This is a genomic window from Prevotella conceptionensis 9403948, from assembly GCF_000312305.1.
GTDB classification, from domain to species: domain Bacteria; phylum Bacteroidota; class Bacteroidia; order Bacteroidales; family Bacteroidaceae; genus Prevotella; species Prevotella conceptionensis.
The window spans coordinates 245,347-261,289 of sequence record NZ_HE999445.1 but is presented as its reverse complement, the minus strand read 5'-3'; the positions used below and the strand labels follow the sequence as shown (position 1 = coordinate 261,289).

Sequence of the window (15,943 nt, the reverse complement as noted above, 5' to 3'; positions counted from 1 at the left end):
AAACTTTAGTAAATAGCTTAACTGACCTTCTGGGGTTGACTGCCGAGGTATACAAATTAGTGGCAACGAAGGATGGTTATTATGATGTGTATGAATGGGGAAATGATAAACCCGTGGGCAAAACATATCTAAAAAAAGGAGATACGTGGAAAATAGGGGAAACAACTAATTTCAGAACAAGAAAGAATGGTACCGAAATTCAAAATAGGTATACTAAGAAATGGCTGAACAAGAACAATTTAGAATATAGGCGTTTGCAGTATTCACCCAACAAATCGGCAAAAGTTTCATTCCAAAATTATGAGACAAGTCGTACAAAGAAATTTGAGAAACGATTTTGGAAAAAAACCTCAGGTAATAAATGTTTTCATTAATATTATGGATAGAGTAAAAATTACTTCCGATTCTCCAAACTTCCTGAAAGTTAGTGAGATTAGTAAAGAGCTTCGATTGTTTTCTTTTGTGATAGAAACAAAATACGCACAAATGGATTTTGACTTTGTCTTTTGTTTCAGAGCGTTGTACACCACACGCGGCATCCGGTCAAAAGTCCGATTCGAAAAAGACTGCAATTGTCTAGGCATGGACTTAATAATGTCGTTAGATGAGTTCAATCCTTATAAGAACAACGTTTCTATGCAACGGCGGATTATGGGTAAACATTTCTTTCCATTTTTTGCAGAGAACATAAAGAAATACAGAAACAAGTTGCCCGTTCTCAAACCCATTGAAAAAGATTTGGTGGAGGACATGCGCCTATTTCTCATTGAAAACCTTTGGCTACCTGACGATAGTGGCAATTTTAAGTTGACGGTTATAGAGAATGTTTCTTACGATCGTGCAATGGCCCTGTTTGGAAGGCCAAAACAAAAAAGGTTCACGGATACTGATAACGGTAAAATACAGGACATATTGTGGGAAGTGGATGAACAGACAAAGCTATCAGCCCAATACAGACTGACAGATAAAGTTTGGACACTAGAATGCTATAACATTGAGTGATGGCAAGTCGCTGGGTGGAGGATGGGATATGTATGTGATTAATGCCCCGTGTGCGCACGTTCGACCCGACGGGGCGGCACGTACGTACGGAAAGCAGCCTCGGGGCGAGTGTGGACTACGACCACGACGGACAAGGAAGATTGCAGGAGATGTCGTGCGGGGAGTGGTCGGCCAAGTGGCTGCGCGACGACGTGGGGCTGGAGGCCGAACGCCACCTCACGGGCGGCGTGCACGTCACCACCCGGCGCGACAGGTTCGGGCGCGAGATGTACAAGAGCGTAGGTGCGCGCAACGTGGAGCAGTTCCGCCGCCGCTACACGTGGGACATGGGCAACATTGCGGAAAGCATATACGCTTACAGCAGCCAGAACGCGCGGTTGCGGGCATGCAACTTGTGGCAGACGGAAACGGCACCATGCCCATGCAGAAGTTGTCTGCCATTAAAAGGCCGTTCTCAACTTGTAGATAATGTTTTCTGCTTTTGCTTGCTCGTGTCGATAAAATGGCGTAACTTTGAAGGTGATTTTTAATTCGTCAGGAAACAAGAAAGACAAATGGAAGACTTCGTTCACCTTCACGTACACACATATTATTCTATACTCGACGGCCAATCGAGCATACAACGCCTCGTGGATAAGGCCATTGCCAATGGCATGAGCGGTATGGCACTGACCGATCATGGCAACATGTTCGGCACGAAAGAGTTTTTTAACTACTGCAAAAAGGTTAACGGCAAACGCAAAGAAGAAGGCTTGCCCGAATTTAAGCCTATCATCGGCTGTGAGATGTATGTGGCGCGACACCGCAAAACAGACAAGGTGAAGGAGAATGGAGATATGAGCGGCTACCACCTGATTGTGCTGGCGAAGAACTATACAGGATATAAGAACCTGATAAAGCTGGTGTCGAGAGCGTGGGTAGACGGATATTACATGCGCCCTAGAACCGACCGAGAAGACTTGGAGACCTATCACGAGGGACTGATTGTTTGTTCGGCGTGCATCGCCGGCGAAGTTCCGCGAAAAATTTTGAGGAACGACATCGAGGGCGCACGCGAGGCTGCGCAATGGTATCACCGCGTTTTTGGCGACGACTATTACTTGGAGTTGCAACGCCACGAGGTGAAGGACCCGCATATACGGGCCAACAGGGAGGCGTTTCCGCTGCAACAACGTGCCAATAAGGTGATGTTGGAAATGGCGGAAGAGATGGGCATCAAGGTGGTATGCACGAACGATGCCCACTTTGTGGACCAAGAAAACGCCGAGGCACACGACCACCTGCTGTGCCTTTCGACGGGTAAGGACCTAGACGACCCCTCGCGCATGCTCTACTCTAAGCAAGAGTGGTTTAAAACGCGCGAAGAGATGAACGAGGTGTTTGGCGATTTGCCCCAAGCCATGCGCAACACGGTGGAGATATTAAATAAGGTGGAAACCTATTCGATAGACCATTCGCCCATTATGCCTTTCTTTCCCATACCCGAAGACTTTGGAACGGAAGAGCAATGGCGGCAACGCATATCTGAAAAAGAGCTGTACGACGAGTTCACATCCGACGAAAATGGACAGAACCAGTTGCCACCCGAAGAGGGCGAGGCTAAGATTAAAAAGCTGGGCGGATACGAAAAGCTGTATCGAATAAAGTTTGAGGCCGACTATCTGGCTAAACTGGCATACGATGGGGCAAAGAAACTGTATGGCGAACCGCTTACAGAGGAAGTGCGCGAGCGTGTGAACTTTGAATTGCACATTATGAAGACAATGGGCTTTCCTGGCTACTTCCTTATCGTGCAAGACTTTATTAACACGGCACAGAACGAATTGGACGTGATGGTTGGCCCCGGACGTGGGTCGGCCGCAGGCTCTGTCGTGGCCTATTGTTTGGGCATAACAAAGATAGACCCCATCAAGTACGACTTGCTTTTCGAACGTTTCCTTAACCCCGACCGTATATCGTTGCCCGATATTGATACCGACTTTGACGACGACGGACGCGGGCGCGTGCTGGAATGGGTGGAAGATAAGTACGGACACGACAAGGTGGCGCACATCATTACCTACGGAACGATGGCCACGAAAAACTCTATCAAGGACGTTGGACGTGTAGAAAAGGTTCCGCTGAAGATTGTGAACGACTTGTGTAAGCTTATTCCCGACAAACTGCCCGATGGCTTGAAGATGAGCGTTGCCAATGCCATTAAGGCCATTCCCGAATTGCGCGAGGCGGAGGCATCGGCAGATGAGGGCTTGCGCAACACCATGATGTATGCCAAGATGTTGGAGGGAACGGTGCGCGGAACGGGTATTCATGCCTGCGGAACAATCATCTGCCGCGACGCGATAAGCGATTGGGTGCCTGTTTCTACTGCCGAGGATAAGGCCGACCCGGGGCATAAGCTGCTTTGTACGCAATATGATGGGCACGTTATCGAAGAAACGGGGCTTATCAAGATGGACTTCTTGGGCCTGAAAACGCTTTCCATACTGAAAGAGGCTGTGGAAAACGTGCGACTCTCTACCGGTAAGACCATCAACTTGGAGGAAATACCCATCGACGATCCGCTTACTTACAAGCTGTATTGTGAGGGAAGGACGATTGGGACTTTCCAATTTGAGTCGGCCGGCATGCAGAAATACTTGCGCGAGCTGCAACCCACGGTGTTTGAAGACCTCATTGCCATGAATGCGCTTTACCGCCCAGGGCCGATGGACTATATACCCGAATTCATTGCGCGTAAACGCGACCCGTCAAGGGTGAAGTATGATATTCCTTGCATGGAGAAGTATCTTAAAGATACGTATGGAATTACGGTGTACCAAGAGCAGGTGATGTTGTTGTCTAGACAACTGGCCAACTTTACGCGTGGACAGAGCGACACGCTGAGAAAGGCTATGGGTAAGAAACTTATTGCGCAGATGGATAAGTTGGAGACACTGTTCTACGAGGGCGGAATGAAAAACGGTCATCCCAAGGAAGTGCTCAACAAGATATGGGAAGACTGGAAGAAGTTTGCCTCGTATGCCTTTAATAAGAGTCATGCCACGTGCTATTCGTGGGTGGCTTTCCAAACGGCGTACTTCAAAGCGCATTATCCGGCCGAATATATGGCCGCCGTGATGAGTAGAAACCTTGCCAACATCTCGGAAATAACCAAGTTTATGGACGAATGTAAGGTGATGGGCATTAAGACGTTGGGGCCAGACGTGAACGAGTCGCGACTGAAATTCAGTGTGAACAAGCATGGCGAGATACGTTTCGGACTTGCCGCCATCAAGGGAATGGGCGATGCGGCGGCTCAGGCCATCATTCAAGAACGCGAAAAGAACGGACCTTACACGTCGGTGTTCGACATGGTGCAACGCGTGAACCTGAGTTCGGTGAACAAGAAAGCCATTGAAAGTTTGGCACTAAGCGGTGGTTTTGACAGCTTGGGCATTGCGCGCGAAAGCTATTTGGGGACAGACAGCAAAGGGGCTACCTTTATAGATAACCTTACTCGTTATGGTCAGCTTTTCCAAATGGAGCAACAGCAAATGCAAAATTCGCTCTTCGGTGCCAGCAATGCTGTGGAAGTGAGTACTCCACCTGTTCCCCAAGCTGAGCGATGGAGCAGCATAGAACGCCTAAACAAGGAGCGCGACTTGGTGGGGATTTATCTTTCGGCGCATCCGCTAGACGATTATAAGATTGTGTTGCAGTCTATGTGCAATACGGGATGCAACGAACTGGAAGACAGAATGGCCTTGGTGCAGAAAGCCGAGGTTACATTGGCGGGGATGGTGACCAACACGCGCTCGGCTGTTACTAAAACGGGGAAACCTTGCGGCTTTGTAACCATCGAAGATTATTCGGGTTCGGGCGAGTTGGCCTTCTTCGGTGAAGAGTGGGGAAGATGGAATGGCATGTTCGAAGTGGGCAGAACGCTTTTCGTGAAGTGCCGCTTTACGCAGAAATATCCCACTAGTTCGTTTGTTGACTTGCAGGTGGCGAACATCGAATACTTGCAAACCACGTTCGACAAACGGGTTGAACGGTTTACAATTCAGGTGGACAGCGCGCATGTCGACCAAACGGTTGTGAACGACATTGTGACGATGGTGAGCGATAGTCCCGGTCAAACGCAGCTTTATTTCGAGGTTTACGACAGCGAAAGTAACAATACGTTGCTGTTAAAGGCAAGCATTCCGCCCATAAGGGTGGGGCGAACGCTGGTTAACTACCTGGAAAGCGACCCGCACATGAACTATAAGGTGAACTGATTTGGCAGCATTTAGTGACATATTTACACGTGTGCGGACCCGTGCGTTGGCCGAAAGCGGACAGGTGTTGCCATTTTTGTTACTATATATATAAGGTGTAAGACGTGGCGTTAGCAGCGTTTAAGGCGTTTGGAAAGAAGGCGAAAAGCCTGTGGCACGCATTTTGTGGCACAGTGTTTGCATTGAGTTAATTGGACAAAACAAACCCAATAGAGATTAATAACAAATAAATAAGGAATACATCATTATGGAAGTAAAAATCACATCAGAAAACTTCGAGAGTTATAAGAATGGCGAATTGCCATTGGTTGTTGACATTTGGGCTACATGGTGCGGCCCCTGCAAGATGGTTGGCCCCATCATCTCTGAGTTGGCTAACGACTACGACGGCAAGATTGTTGTAGGAAAGTGCGACGTAGAAGAGAACAACGAGGTTGCCGCAGAGTTCGGCGTACGTAGCGTTCCCACTATCCTGTTCTTCAAGGGCGGGCAGTTGGTAGACAAGTTCGTTGGTGCAACCAATAAGGAAACACTCGAAGCTAAGTTCCAAGCTTTGCTGTAATGTAACTCGGCCTTTAATGGTGAGAAAATGAAGTGCAAGACACCTGATGCGTGTCTTGCACTTTTTACTTTTGTTTTCGTGGTGAATGTGTGAGATTTCTCGTTCTTCTTGTATGGGTAAAGTCTTATCGGAGGTTTGTAAAGTCGTTGTTGACTCAAATTGATTCGTTGGGGAAAGGTAGGAAAACGTTCTTTTTTCGTTCCTCGAAAAGTGCGTTTTCTCGCCATGACAATGTCCGAACAAGCTCGACGTTGTTCATTTGGCTTAACGAAAACGTTCTTTTCTCGTCCCTCGAAAAGTACGTTTTCTCGCCATGACAATGTCCGAGCAACCTCGACATTGTTCATTTGGCTTAACGAAAACGTTCTTTAATGGCGGTTTTTCGTCAATTTGTTTTACTTAAAAATTTCTTTTGGTTTTGTTTTGTCAGTTTGATACGTTGTTTGATGTTTAATGATAACGCTAGTGCTTGTTTTATGAGTAAAGTGCACATATCTTAAAGAGTATGTACTCCAATTAATATAGGCGTAAGAAAGATTATTTTACACTAAAAGTCTTGTGCTTTGTAAAATATTAACTATCTTTGTGGCGTGAAATAGTGTGCGAAATGTTTTAATCGCATCAATATGATAATGTAAGACCAACTCGCCCGCCATGCAGAACGCGAAGCAATAGAGAGTGATTGGCCATGCGAGACTAGGCGGCATCGCCGCCAACAATGAGAAGAGAGTTTTAGGGAGAGAGGAAAGTGATAGCCATGAAAAGCAAACCACATCGAACAGGAACTCGAACTCGGTTTAATTAAAGCTGATATGACTCGTTGATGGCGAAAGCCATAGCAAAAGTTCGGGGAAATATCATGATGACATAACTGAAAAAAGTATCTATTATGAAAAAGTGTTACATCTTTCGGAAGCTCAGAAGCTATCCGTTATTGCTAATCGTAGCCTTATTTTTGGCTTGGCATGGCGTGCCGCTGTCGGCACAAAACGCAACCATCAGCCCTGCATTGGGAAATCTAATAACAGCCTATACACACAATCCACTTGAGGTTGGCTTCCAAGCAGGCTATGGGTCACTGTGGCAACACAAGCAGCTGCCTATCAGCTACTCGTGTTCAGAAGAGGCCGTCATATCGCCCGATGGCATGTTGGGAAACCATACTTGTAACTTTGTTTACTATAAAAATAAGCTAGTGCATTGTACAGGGGTCTCGCCCAACTATTCGGCCATTGCATTACCCAAGGGTTATAAGATAACAGGTTATAAGATTGTTATCAGGGATAACCTCAAGATGCCCAACGACAAGAAAATACTCGACGACGTGTTCCCTGCCACACTACGCTTTGGGCGCGACATCGACTGGATATTCGGAGAGGTGGATAGGTCGGCTATAAAAGAGGGGCACACCATGGAAATACCTGCCTATCGGCCAGGAGAGAAGGTAATTATCCACAAGAACCAGCCTGGGAAGACATACACCATACAAAGGCAAGCACCCGACATGGGGAACATTATTTACTTTTGTTTCACTGGCAACATGTCTAATGGACACTTGGCCGCATTTACCTACGAAAGTATCGAACTAACTTTCACGGCTCACGACGCTTTTGAATACAAACTGGAACAAACTTTGGAGAATGAAACCAAAGTCAGTTTGGCAGACAACGACTTCGAGCTTGGCAAGACCGATGTGGGAAAGTTGGAGAAGCACACCAAGGCCGGCAAAACGTTTTATAGCTACGACCAATACAAGGGCCGTTCTATGACTGCTAGTGTGAAACTCTATCAGGAGGATGCACACGACGGCAAGACGTGGAAGGCAGAGAACGGACACAAAACCATTCGACAAGTAATCAGCGGTGGAAAGAAGTGGTACGCCTTGGATAACGCCACATATTATGTGGAAGCTCCCACAAAGGCCAGTGTGTTCTCTGAAAAGGGAGAAAGCCAGATAGACGTAGGCTACCGCATTGTAGGTGTTAAGGTGGATTATAAACAAGGGCAGTTCAAGTCTCCCGGATTTACATTCACAACCAAGTTTGTTGGCCATGACTATTATTTGGATGAGAATTGTGAATGGCAAATGGCCAGGAAGGTAATTTGGCATCGGACGATGAACGACGAACTCTTTACTATAAAGAATGGAAAACCCGTTTACATGTTTTGTGACCAAGATGCAGCTGCCAGCGACAAGTCTATCACAATGACACCTGATAACAAGCATGTGAAATTTCTTTGGGAGGATGGGAAACCTTATTTCTGGGACCGCCATAAACAAAAATGCTTCTTAAGGGGAGCATTGCACAAAAAGGCATTATTCAGTAATTATGCTTTTCATGGCAGCTATGCCTTCCCCAAAAAAGGAGAACTAGACGACTTCAAAACCTCCACAGGGTATAAGCTTACAGTGTTCGGCCCAACAGGTGAACCGTCTGACCCACTTACACAAACAAAAACAATTACGATGGGCTCTTCGGATGGAACCATCAAGATTGGCAAGTTTAATAACGATGCCGTGAAGATAAAGGTAGAATCGCTTACCCCTGGTAACCCAACTACCGCGTTGGTTAACATATCCGTCTTTATGGAGAACCTTAACCCGTACATATCCTCAGTAGATGTGGTTTGTGAGGGTAAGGACAATACCGAACAGGTGCGTACATTCGAGGCAACCAACTTCGAATTGGGAGGCGAAAAATTCGTTTACAGAGTTCCCATAGGGTTCTCAGACAAGACAAAGTTGCAGTTCTCGTTCCGAAACTTGAAGTCGAACTTTGCCGATGAAACCTACCTTAACAATCCTGGTACGCACAACTCGCGATATAGTTTCGTGGCATCGGAGTATTATGATGCGGTGGCCGACGACCTTTATGGGCACAAGGACATCGTGGCCGACTACGATTACGAAAAGAAAGTGAGGGTGGAATTGGCTGGAAACATTGCTTTCCCCTTTAACAACGCGGCCGATTTGGCTAACACCTCGGTAGGAAAGCAATCTAATTATTTCACCCAACGCCAATTCACTATGGCGGCCTATAAGAAGATGACGGGTGAAGTGGTGACGGAAATAGGCGGAGTGAAACACAGCCACTTTGAGAAAGGTAAGTTTGTGAAAGAGAATGCCCAGTTGCAAGACAACGAGACAAAGACCATGTATCTCTACACCACTGATGAAACGCGCTACAACATTGCGCCTACAACCAAGGAGCAACATAGGGCTTTCGCCTATTATCATACGGTCATCAAGCTGAAAATTGCCAACTACAAGGCAAGGGTGAAGTGGCATTCCATTTACGATAAGCCGATGTACTACAAGGATGCGGCCAACAAGCATTATGAGTCTACGCAGATGGTGGGTGCTGAAATCCAAACCACTGAGTCGGGATTTGAGGGCAACAAGCACCAGGTGGGCGCAACCAGTAAGTATGGCTACCTAACGCTCAAGCAGATAATTGATGTGATGAAGGAGTCGATTGCTAAGGGAACAGACCCCAATGTGCCAAAGAGCCTTAACGACGTGTTGTACGTAGACAATTCCAACCTGTTTGACATCATTCGGGAGAACAGTACGCAGAAGTTGAAGCCGATGATGGAAGACCTGCGCAGCAAGTTGTCTAAGAACGCGCTGATATTCTTACCTTACAGAGCTGCAAGCCTGGCGAACATTGAAAATGTTGCCATACAACGCACGGATGGTAAGGGCTTTGATGGGCATTCCAACGTAACACTTACCGATAAGATGCCATTCTTCACGCCATACAGCGTGCAATTGAAGTCTGATGCCTACGTCACTTACACACGCGACGTCACCGTGCAGGGTAAGGGGCGCGTGAAATACGCCACGGTGGTACTGCCCTACGCCCTGTCGTTAGACGGAAGTGCCATGCACAGCAATGCTGTTGGCCCGCAATCGAAGTTCTACCTGGCCAAGATGAAGTCCAATGCGCTGGCATTTAAGTCAGACAAGAAACATGAAGGGGCCGACTACGATGTTGTGGCTAAGTTCGATTACCTTACGGGTGTACTCAAGAGCGAAGCCAATGTGCCTTACATCGTAATGGTGGCCGAGGGTTATGGCGACGGCAACGTTTCGTTCGTGGCTACCGAAAAGGGAGCACTGATAGAGAAAACGCCTACCACGCAAACGGGTGTAGTGGGAAGTTACGAAGTTCAAAGTAAGCTAGACAACTCGCCGGTGAAGTTCAAGAGCTATTATACCTACTCTGGACGTGTGCTGAACAAGGCAGGAAACGATATGGTGTTCTACTTCTCGCTCGACAGATTCGTGGCATTCAAGAACCTCAAAAAGTCACAATTGTTCCTCTTCCCCTTCCGTACGTTCTTCCATTTTGAGAACCAAGGGCTACATTTGGCTAAGTCGCTAAACTCGTTCGAGATTAGTTTCGATGGGGAAGAAGAGGCTACGCCAACAGACATTGACGACGTTCAGGAAGAGGTGGTGCTCAAAGTAACGGTTTCTACCGGTCAGATTACCGCCGAAGCAACAAAGGATGTTCCATTAACTATATATACGGTGTCTGGTCAATGTGCTGCACGTGCCATGATAAAGGCTGGCGAAACGCGCACGTTCTATCTCTCGCCAGGCGTATATTTGGTGAACGGAAAGAAGATGATTGTTAACTAAAACACGAAAGATGATGAAAAGGAAGAAGTATATAACGCCACACATCGTGGCGGAGCAACTCTTACCAGAAGTCCACTTGGCCGCAGGCTCATTCCAATCAGACGAACCTGGCGCCAAGCCAGGAGACATGTTTGAGGAAGATTTTGAGGAGAACGAGGATTTTGACAACGAGATTTATCACATCTAAACACAAGATGGCGAGCTTATGGCAGGTGCTGTAAGCTCGCCTTCATTTATATTTATCCCCAATCGGTTGCTTGTTAAATGTTTTAGGTTGTTTCCTTCGTTTCCTGTTCTTCTTTCGTTTGCTTGTCGGCATCTTGCCCGTCTTATTTCCCCCATGTAGTCTGCCACGTCTTCAAGAATAATACAGGCAATATGCTCAACAATACACAAAATCTACACAGGCTCAACGCCCGGTTTGGGATAAAGCGATTTCTCTGGCACAGGTTGGGAGAAAATAGCTTTACCCGACAGCAATACATTGGGGTAAATATGGTATGCGTTTACATAAAAAGCGGGATGGTTATGAGAACCATCCCGCTTTCTCGATGTATGCTCATGCGTGCAAATCAGTGATTGCACGTAGGGTTCCACGGTTTAAGCTGGGTGAAGAAATCGTTGCCCTTATCGTCTACGAGGATGAAGGCGGGGAAGTTTTCTACCCTGATTTTCCACACAGCCTCCATGCCAATCTCTGGGAATTCCACACACTCGATGCTCTTGATAGAGTTCAACGAGAGCACGGCAGCAGGGCCGCCGATACTTCCCAAATAGAAACCGCCATGCTTTTTGCAAGCGTCGGTAACAACTTGGGTGCGGTTTCCCTTGGCAATCATAATCATGGAGCCGCCGTGGTCTTGGAATTCGTCTACGTAGGGGTCCATACGGTTGGCCGTGGTTGGACCCATTGAGCCGCATGGCAGACCTTTTGGCGTTTTCGCGGGACCGGCATAGAGCACCGGATAATCCTTAAAATATTGTGGCAGGTCGCCCGTTTCGTCTAGTCGTGCTTTAAGTTTGGCGTGCGCGATGTCGCGTGCCACGATGATGGTACCATTCAGACTGAGGCGCGTAGATACGGGATACTTGCTCAACTCTTTGAGGACCTCGGCCATGGGCTTGTCTAGGTCTATCTTCACGGCATTTCCTTCGCCTGCATGACGCATCTCTTCGGGTATCAATTCGCCGGGATTGTCGTCTAGTTTCTCAATCCAAATACCGTCTTTGTTTATCTTAGCCTTGATGTTTCGGTCGGCCGAACAGCTCACGCCCATGCCAACAGGACACGATGCGCCATGCCTTGGCAAGCGCACCACGCGTACATCGTGGGCAAAATACTTGCCGCCGAATTGTGCACCAAGCCCAATTTTGTAGGCTTCTTCTAGCAATTGTTTCTCCAATTCCACATCGCGGAAGGCGCGACCTGTCTCATCGCCCGTAGTGGGTAACGAGTCATAGAAGTGCGTTGAGGCTAACTTCACGGTGAGCAGGTTCTTTTCGGCACTCGTTCCACCGATAACGAAGGCAATATGATATGGCGGACAAGCTGCCGTTCCAAGGCTTTTCATCTTGTCGATGAGGAAAGGCACCAGCGTTCCTGGGTTTTGCAGCAAGGCCTTTGTTTGCTGGTAGAAGTAAGTTTTGTTGGCCGACCCACCGCCTTTCACCACGCAAAGGAAACGATATTCTTCGCCTTCGGTGGCCTCGATGTCTATTTGTGCAGGTAGGTTGCAGCGTGTGTTCACCTCATCGTACATGTTGAGGGGCGCGTTTTGCGAGTAGCGCAGATTCTCTTCCGTGTAAGTCTTGTACACGCCCTTAGAGAGCGCCTCCTCATCGCAGAAACCTGTCCACACGTGTTGTCCCTTCTCGCCGTGAATGATGGCCGTTCCTGTATCTTGGCAGAAAGGCAATTTGCCCTTTGCAGCCACTTCTGCATTGCGAAGAAAGGTCAGGGCCACGTACTTGTCGTTGTCGCTGGCTTCGGGGTCTGTAAGTATTTTTGCAACTTGTTCGTTGTGTTCGCGCCTTAAAAGGAAGTTAACATCGCGGAAAGCGGTGTTGGCGAGCATCGTCAGTGCCTCGGGAGACACTTTCAAAATCTCGTTTCCTTCAAATTCGCTAACCGATACGCCGTCCTTAGTGAGCAGGTAATACTCTGTTTCGTCTTTACCTAACTGAAACATAGGAGCGTACTTAAATTCGGGTGTTTGTGCCATAATGTTTGTATTTATATTTAATCGTTGTCCTTGTTTGGCACGTAAAGCACGGGGTGTTTGTGCCATAATCTTTGTATTTATATTTAATAGGGAGCTAAGGAATTAAGAAGTTAAGGAGTTAAGGCATGTTCTAAAAAATCCCCGCCAAGGTTCAATTGTTGTTCCTTGTATTGCTCTTCACTGTCTTTTTGCTTTTATCTGGCATCTTTCGCTTTCTCTTTCAGTTGCATAGCTCACTATGCTCCTTCAAGAAGTAAACAAAACCTGCTCAACTAAAAGCTAAAAATACAGCAAAGGTAATTTTTAGAACCTGCCTTAAAACCAATGGCTTTGGGGGCTCTAAGTTCACGGGTTTGTAAGCTCATGAGCCTTTGGCAGCATGAGTATGTAAGTTCATTGCGCATGCGGGGAATGTATAAACAACCCCACAAACTTATGAACTCACATACTCAGCACCTCCCAACCTCACTACTTAATATCCAAAAATCTCTTGGGTTGTTAGCTTTTTAATCTTGCCAATCTTCTCCAGGCCCTTCATGTCGAGGTTTTTCTCGTCGCCAAGGATGAGGTAGCGCAGGGGCTTTTTGGCCATTGTCTGCTTTTCAAATTCAACCATCTCTTTGAGCGTAATCTTGGGCAGCGCATTGTAAATGCGTTCTTTGATGTCGAAGTCTAGCCCCAACCTACGTGCTTGCAGATAAGCGTTGATGATGCCAAACTTGGTGGTACGTTCGGTGGCGATGCGCTTCATCGAAGCCTGTTTGGCCAGCTCGAAGGCCTTATCGCTTTGCGGCATTTCGTCGATGATGCTGTTAAAGGCGCGCACGCAGTCCATCATTTTGTCGTTCTGGCTGATGATATTGGCTTGTAGCGACTCCGTTTCGCCCACTCTCGAAGGTGTGTTATAGCGTGCAGAGGCGCTGTATGCCAATCCGCGAGTCTCCCTTAGCTCTTGGAAAACGATGCTGTTCATACCCGTTCCAAAGTATTCGTTAAACAGGTACACCATCGGACGCTGTTCTAAGTTCCAGCCTTTTCCGCTGTTGTTGTACAGCATCATGTAGATGTTTTTGGCTTCGTAGGGTGCAATCCACACCGCGTTTTCTTTGGTTTGCACCTTGGTGTAGGCCTTGTTTTGTGGTACGTTGGCCAGTGTCTTGCCGATGGCGTGATTTTCGTCAACTGCTTTTACCAGTTCTTCGGGGGTAGATTGTCCGCAATAAAGCACCTCGTGTTTGTAGTTTCTCAGGCCTTTAAGCAGGTTGAGCAGGCTTTGCGGGTTAGTTTTGTCTAGCTCGGCGTTGGTCATCACGTTACGAACGGTGTTGTATGGGCCATACATGCCGTAAGCCGCGAGAGCCATGAAGTTGGACACTTGGTTGCTTCGGCTATCCTTGCGTCCCTTCTTTACCAGTTCCACAAGTTGCTTGTAGGCAGCATTGTCTACCTTAGCGTTGGCCAATAGGTGTTCAACCAGCCACAAAGCCTTGGGCATGTTCTCGTTAAGGCCGGTGATGGTGATGTTCAAATTGTCGGCTCCTGCTGATATGCTGTAATCGCAAGCCAGTTGATAGAAACGTTGTTTCACCTGTTCGGGCGTCAATTTGTTGGTACCAAGATAGTCCAGATACTCGGTTGCGATGTCCAAACGCTTGTCGGCTTCCTTACCGAAGTCGTAGTGGAAGGCCAAAGTAAACAGTCCGTTGTCCTTGTTAGCCACGTAAAGTACGGGCAAACCTTTCTTCGTCTTCGTCTTTACTAGGTCTTTGTTAAAGTCTACAAAGCGCGGTTCGATGGGCGTAGTCTTGCTGGCGATGATTTCTTTCACGAAGTCGCTTTGCAAATCGCGATTCGAAGGGATGGGCGTTATCTGCGGTTTGTCTATTTTCTTTTGTGTGGTGTCTTCGCCTTGTCGCTTGTAAACCACCGCGTAGTTGTTGTTCAGGTGCTTATTGGCAAAGGCCACAATCTGTGCCTTGGTCATCTTCGATATGCGGTCGAGCCTTCCAACCACGGTCTGCCAGTCTTTGCCGTTGATAAAGGCGTCTACAAATTGGTCGGCTCGGTCTTTGTTCTTTTCTAGCGCGTGATAGTACTCCAACTTCATGTTGTTGATAACGGCGGGCAAGAGGTTGTCGGAGAAGTTGCCTTTCTTTAAGTTCTCTACTTCTCCCAAAACAAGTTTTTTCACGTCGTCAAGGCTCTGTCCTTCTTTGGGCGATGCCCATAATCCCAGCAAACCATATTCGGCTAGCTGAAAAGATATGCTGCCGCCGCCAAGGTATTTCATCTTTTGTGCCAGGTTAATGTCCATCAGTCCGGCCTTTTCGTTGCTTAGGATGTTGGCAATCACGTCCAAAGTGTCGCCTTGTAGCGACTTTCCGCCGTCAAATCGCCATGCCATCATCAGCTCGTCGGCCTCCGGACCCATAACGGTGGTGTCTTTCGGAGCCGTAAGTGGCTTTTGTTTGGGGAACTGTGGGAAGGAGAGGTTATCGCTTTTCTTCCACGAACCGAAATATTTGTCGATGGTGGCGATAACCTTATCGGGGTCCATGTCGCCCGCCATGCAGATGGCAACGTTGTTGGGAACGTAGTAGCGGTTGAAGTAATTCTTGATATTTACAATCGAAGGATTCTTCAAATGCTCTTGTGTGCCGATGGTGGTCTGCGTTCCGTAGGGGTGAGTAGGTGTCAACAACTTCGAAACGGCTTGCCAAACTTTGTTGCCATCGCGTGTAAGTCCGATGTTATATTCCTCGTAAACGGCCTCCAACTCGGTGTGGAAACCGCGTATAACCATGTTTTGGAAACGGTCGGCCTGTATCTTTGCCCAGTTGTCCACTTCGTTAGCGGGGATGTCTTCCGTGTAACACGTAACATCGTTGCTGGTGTATGCGTTGGTTTTTTCGGCTCCGATAGACGACATCAGCTTGTCGTACTCGTTGGGGATGAAGTATTTGGCAGCCAATTGCGACACGCTGTCTATGCCGTGGTAGGCCTTTTTGCGCTGTTCGGGGTCGGTAAGTGTGCGGTATTTCTCGTACCTTTCTTCGATGTCTTTAAGCAAGGGAGCCTCTTTTTCGGCATCTGTCGTGCCGAATTGTTTCGTTCCCTTAAACATCAGGTGTTCCAGATAGTGTGCCAAGCCCGTAGTTTCGGCGGGGTCGTTTCTGCTTCCCGTCTTTACCGCTACGTAGGTGTGAATGCGTGGTGTCTCTTTATTTACCGAGAGATACACGCGCAG

General features: G+C 47.6%; 9 protein-coding genes. 7 read left to right on the top strand and 2 right to left on the bottom strand.

What is annotated here, in order from left to right; translation table 11 throughout:
• The 7 genes from BN93_RS05405 to BN93_RS17400 all read left to right on the top strand — a co-directional run.
• A partial coding sequence (locus BN93_RS05405; protein WP_019187327.1) for a hypothetical protein occupies window positions 1–374 on the top strand: 374 nt, incomplete at its 5' end.
• Between the two features lie 4 nt (window positions 375–378).
• Complete coding sequence (locus tag BN93_RS05400; RefSeq protein ID WP_019187326.1) at window positions 379–1,002, top strand: hypothetical protein; 624 nt, start codon at window positions 379–381, stop codon at window positions 1,000–1,002.
• 41 nt (window positions 1,003–1,043) lie between these two features.
• Window positions 1,044–1,532 (top strand): hypothetical protein, encoded by a 489-nt coding sequence (locus BN93_RS18475; protein WP_019187325.1) that lies wholly within the window; start codon window positions 1,044–1,046, stop codon window positions 1,530–1,532.
• Window positions 1,533–1,556: 24 nt separating this feature from the next.
• Window positions 1,557–5,264 (top strand): DNA polymerase III subunit alpha, encoded by a 3,708-nt coding sequence (gene dnaE, locus BN93_RS05390; protein WP_019187324.1) that lies wholly within the window; start codon window positions 1,557–1,559, stop codon window positions 5,262–5,264.
• Window positions 5,265–5,511: 247 nt separating this feature from the next.
• Window positions 5,512–5,826, top strand: a complete 315-nt coding sequence (gene trxA / locus BN93_RS05385) for a thioredoxin (RefSeq protein ID WP_019187323.1) — start codon at window positions 5,512–5,514, stop codon at window positions 5,824–5,826.
• Between the two features lie 889 nt (window positions 5,827–6,715).
• Entirely contained in the window at window positions 6,716–10,474 is a 3,759-nt protein-coding gene (locus tag BN93_RS05380; RefSeq protein WP_044259900.1) for a hypothetical protein, read from the top strand.
• A 10-nt stretch (window positions 10,475–10,484) separates the two neighbouring features.
• Window positions 10,485–10,661 carry a hypothetical protein gene (locus BN93_RS17400; RefSeq protein ID WP_019187321.1) on the top strand — a complete coding sequence of 59 codons (177 nt, stop codon included), beginning with the start codon at window positions 10,485–10,487 and terminating at the stop codon, window positions 10,659–10,661.
• Window positions 10,662–11,046: 385 nt separating this feature from the next.
• On the opposite strand, the gene BN93_RS05375 is transcribed toward BN93_RS17400, so the two are convergent.
• Window positions 11,047–12,696, bottom strand: coding sequence for a fumarate hydratase (locus BN93_RS05375; protein WP_044259990.1), 1,650 nt, complete (start codon window positions 12,694–12,696; stop codon window positions 11,047–11,049).
• A gap of 472 nt (window positions 12,697–13,168) precedes the next feature.
• Window positions 13,169–15,943: M16 family metallopeptidase (locus BN93_RS05370; protein ID WP_044259899.1), on the bottom strand; the 2,775-nt coding region annotated here is incomplete at its 5' end.